Source organism: Psychromonas sp. Urea-02u-13, assembly GCF_002835995.1.
Classification (GTDB): domain Bacteria; phylum Pseudomonadota; class Gammaproteobacteria; order Enterobacterales; family Psychromonadaceae; genus Psychromonas.
This window is the reverse complement of record NZ_PJBZ01000147.1, coordinates 1-4,427: the sequence shown is the minus strand read 5'-3', so window position 1 is coordinate 4,427 and position 4,427 is coordinate 1. Positions and strand designations below refer to the sequence as shown.

The window sequence follows — 4,427 nt, the reverse complement described above, 5'->3', positions numbered from 1 at the left end:
AAGAATAGTATTTAGGCGTTGGAAAACTAATACACCATATGATGAATCAAAATACTTAGAAGCCCTAAAGCGTAAAGGTTCGCCACTGTTAAAATTTGCAATTAATAGCTAAATTTTACTGGCGGTCCACCTCAGGGCGTGTTGTTAGGGTTATTGTAAACGTGGCTCGACTGTAATGACTAAACGCCTACCTGAGCTAATCGGGTCATGGATAAATGATTTAACTTCTTTTGCTATACCATCTAAACCAGGGTAAATATAAGATGTAGAAACTCCCATAGTTCTAAGACGCTTTCGAAGCTCTGGTTTCCAATGCCCTTTCAATTCCATAAATTGAAGATTATCTAACTCTAAGGGCTTAAATGGATTTTTAGGACAAGAAAATACAGAGCGTTGATTAACATACCTATTGTCAGAATACTTCGGCCTGACAAATATTACATTACTTTGGTTCGGTTGAATTGCAATAACACTTGCAGACTTCAACTTATGTTTATCTGTATAATCTGCAGTTTTATAATCAAATAACTCGTATTGATCTGTGACCCTATGGTTAATTGCATAAACACCAGCATCAATATCGTCATTACTTTCTACTGCAAAATACAGAGCAACTAAAGGGTTGGTTGACCAATCGAGCAAACGAGTTGGTAATCCATAATGTTGAGCCAAAAACAACCAGTCAAATTCTGTGTTCGGTGTATCGTTTGAGTTCAAGATAGGGTTAGAAAGTCTCTTAAACTCAGTGAGTAAATCACGCTCAACAGTAGATATATTTCCACGGGTATTCTCTTCTGTATTTCGCCCTATAGAAGGGATAAGTTCATGGGTTTTATTACTAACACCTCTATATATGTATTCAGGGCCACCTGAATTATTATTTTGCGCAAAAGAAATATACTTTTGCCAGAACTCTTCTAATGAACTATCCATTTATTCGAAATTTCCTTAATAACCCTAACGCCGCATTAAGCGGCAAAAAATTGTTGGTTAAAATGTTGAACGGAGTGAAAACAACCAACTGTTTTTTGTCCGTTTGAATGCCTTGTATGGATAATAACCCCATAAAATAGTTACCTTTTAAACCAGTTTAGGTAAAGTGAGGCCCAAGCTTTGGCTGCAACCAAAGCCTTCTTATACAACAGTTCGATGAATGCCAGGCTCCTCATTTGAGAGACCGTTAACAAGAATGAACGTTGTACAAGACTCCAAGCATTAAACTCGGATAGTCAACTGGGCCTAGAGCCCGAATAGCAAGGCGGAGTCAGCTTATTATGAATTGCACAAACAATCAAAAAGAAATCACCATCGGTGTCGATACAGGCAAGTTTCAACTCGACATTTACATCAGACCGCTCGATATTTACTTTACGGTCACTAATGATGAAAAAGGCATTAAAGAAGCCATCAAAAAAATTAAACCTCACAAGCCAACACGTGTTGTCATTGAAGCAACCGGTCGACTTGAACATGCATTTATCATGGCCTGCTCACAGGCTGATATACCCTTCACGGTCGCGAATCCAGCACATGTGAAAAAGTTTGCAGGGGCGATTGGACGTAAAGCTAAAACCGACAAACTCGATGCACAATTAATAGCGCACTTTGGTGAGGCAGTTAAACCGACTTTATCGACATTAAAGCCCGAAAACATGCAGTTGATGAGTGATTTATTATCTCGAAGAAGGCAACTAATGACCATGCAAACCATGGAGAAAAATCGACTTCAGATTATGCCAAAAGAAATAACGGGTATTATCAAACCGATCTTAACCGCCATTAAAAACCAGATAGAAAAAGTCGATGATAAACTCAGCAAACTCATTGAGAAATGCAGTGAATACAAAGCTAAAAACACCATTATTCAAAGCATGCCTGGCATCGGTCCTGTGGTTGCGTTTAACCTACTGAGCGACATGCCAGAACTTGGATATTTAACGAATAAAGAAGCGTCTTCATTGATCGGAGTAGCCCCCTTCAATAAAGAAAGTGGGAGCTACGAAGGTCAAATAAACATACGTGGCGGTCGCCACAAAATACGTACTGTAATGTATATGGCAATGATGTCAGCAATGCAATGTAATCCCGTTTTTAAAGCGACATATCAACGATTAGTCGCAGCAGGAAAACCAAAGAAAACAGCGATAATCGCCTGCGTTCGCAAGATGATAATTATACTAAATTCAATGGTAAGAGATGGTGTCATGTGGGATCCTGAAATGAATCAGAATTAAGAATTGACACCATAGTCACTTGTTATGCGTATAATTACTCGTCTCTTAGATTAATCATTTGAGAACTAATGACAAATTAAAGCACATTAAAGCACATTAAAGCACATTAAAACGTTAGCTAGCAGGGTAATGTAACTTAATAAAACTAAGAACATCATGCCAACTTTTATTGTAAATATTATGCCCCAAGGGATATGCTATATGCTTGAATGGATATGCGTACTTTCTCGATTCAAGCCTCGAAATAATTTGATCTGACATTTTAGTTGCTGGCCAAACGGCATCATTAATGCCGGAAGTAAGCAAAATTGCAGCGCTGCTCTGTTCAACAGGGATTAAGTAATCTTTTACCAACTCTTGATTATCAATGACACTGTACCAAGGAGTATAATTTTCCAAATCCTTATTACAAATACTAGGAATATCTTTACCTTTCCAAGTCCATGCGGACCGACACGGATCAGTATTGTTCATCCCAACCCCCTCTGCTTCAGTCTTATTTTCTTCATAAGCCCCCCAAACATATGAGCTTGGGACTCCCGCAACAACGAGATCAATAAAGTTAAATTTACTTGCTAAAAGAAGTGCTAATTCCCCCCCTCTACTTGTGCCATAAACGGCAAGCGTACCTTTCTTCAAGTCTGGCTGATTTTGAACCCAATTAAATGCTCTTTCAAAATATTCAAGTGGCACACGTTTAAGTGTATTAGGGATAATTTTTGAACTGCTTTTAGGATCAAAATAAGCAAGTGTGAGTACGGCGTAGCCATTTTCTACTAGCTCTTCTAAACTTAAATAGATACCATCAAAGATACCACCTCCAGATCCCCCCCAAATAGCAACAACAGGCTGTTCTAGTTTTCCTTCTGTGTAGTATAACAAGCCTACAATTCCGGGTTCATCAACTGTTCTATGCGAGATTGCAAAAGAATTAAAAACAGATAAAGATAAAATTAAAAATATCACAATTTTTACATATGTCACTACATACTCCTGATTACTAATCGAACAACGCACTTACGCATAACGCCGCGTTAAGCGGACAAAAATTGTGGGTTATAATGTGTAGCGAAGCGAAACGTAACCCACTGTTTTTGTTCCGTTTAAACGCCTTGTTGAACGAAGCCGCTATGCGGCAGAAAAAACAAAGACCCATACTCTCTAGTACCCCTCATTCAGAGGCGATTACTGGAGAATTATTATGGATAAATACCAACAACAGCATTTCGACTTCCTTTATCATCAACATCTTACCAACTTAACCTTACAAGGGAAGCGACCTTCCACTATTGATGCCTATTCCCGTGCTGTGCGTCGCATTACCGTCTACTTTGGCCGGTGTCCAGACACATTAACGACGCAAGATTTAAAACAGTATTTCCATGCGCTAATACAAACACACTCATGGAGTACCGTTAAACTCGACCGTAATGGCTTGCAGTTCTTCTATCGTTATACGCTGGATAAAAAATGGCAATGGCTCGACATTGTCAAACCGCCACAAGTGACACATTTACCGGATATTCTTACGCCAGCACAAGTCGCGAACCTCATCCAACACACTCAACAAACACGTTATCGTGTCTTCTTCTTAACCTTGTATTCGATGGGCCTACGTTTGAGTGAAGCACTACATCTCGGTATTGCAGATATTGATAGCCAGTCCATGCAGGTGCATATTCGCGAAGGCAAAGGCGGTAAAGACCGATTGTTACCGTTACCCAACCACACTCTTTTTGCGCTACGCAACTATTGGGTAACGCATCGCCATCCGCAGTTGCTCTTTCCAGGTAACGGAAAAACAGCCAATACCCCTATGGATAAAGGCAGTGTTCAAAAAGCGATGAAACAGGTACTTATCACTTGCCGTATCAATAAGCACATTAGTCCGCATTCACTCAGACATTGCTTTGCAACACACTTACTTGAACAAGGATTAGATTTACGCTCATTACAGCAGTTACTCGGTCACAGTAGCTTAAACACCACAGCGCGATATACCCAACTCACCACAGTGAAACAGCAAGATGCCGTACGCTTAATCAATCAGCTAACTGACAACCTATTTCATAATGGGAGTCTAGGATGAGTCAATTTATTGAATTACTGCGTCAACATAAGCAGTCACTGATAATGCGCTATGAGCGCCAACTAGACCAAGATAAGCACCAAGCGATAAATGCGATGCTAAGT

At 39.7% G+C, this 4,427-nt stretch carries 4 protein-coding genes; 2 read left to right on the top strand and 2 right to left on the bottom strand.

All coding sequences use genetic code 11. The annotated features are described in order from the left end of the window. Positions 1-150: 150 nt before the first annotated feature. The gene (locus CXF74_RS20645) at positions 151-933 is read right to left on the bottom strand and encodes an FRG domain-containing protein (RefSeq protein ID WP_101084430.1); all 783 of its coding nucleotides are present in this window, start codon (positions 931-933) and stop codon (positions 151-153) included. Between the two features lie 341 nt (positions 934-1,274). Here CXF74_RS20645 and CXF74_RS20640 point away from each other — a divergent pair, with 341 nt between their 5' ends. Beyond that, positions 1,275-2,234, top strand: coding sequence for an IS110 family transposase (locus CXF74_RS20640; RefSeq protein ID WP_101084428.1), 960 nt, complete (start codon positions 1,275-1,277; stop codon positions 2,232-2,234). 114 nt (positions 2,235-2,348) lie between these two features. Here the strand turns inward: CXF74_RS20640 and CXF74_RS20635 are convergent, their stop codons facing one another. Further along, entirely contained in the window at positions 2,349-3,218 is an 870-nt protein-coding gene (locus tag CXF74_RS20635) for an acyl-CoA thioester hydrolase/BAAT C-terminal domain-containing protein (protein WP_157822486.1), read from the bottom strand. A 217-nt stretch (positions 3,219-3,435) separates the two neighbouring features. On the opposite strand from CXF74_RS20635, the gene CXF74_RS20630 reads away from it, so the two are divergent. Further along, positions 3,436-4,323: a site-specific integrase gene (locus CXF74_RS20630; RefSeq protein WP_101084424.1), complete on the top strand. Its 888-nt coding sequence runs from the start codon at positions 3,436-3,438 to the stop codon at positions 4,321-4,323. Positions 4,324-4,427 lie beyond the last annotated feature (104 nt).

Bases quoted from the DNA above. Each gene is read 5' to 3' on its own strand.
- CXF74_RS20645 (WP_101084430.1), bottom strand. From the start codon at position 933: ATGGATAGTTCATTAGAAGAGTTCTGGCAAAAGTATATTTCTTTTGCG.
- CXF74_RS20630 (WP_101084424.1), top strand. From the start codon at position 3,436: ATGGATAAATACCAACAACAGCATTTCGACTTCCTTTATCATCAACAT.
- CXF74_RS20640 (WP_101084428.1), top strand. From the start codon at position 1,275: ATGAATTGCACAAACAATCAAAAAGAAATCACCATCGGTGTCGATACA.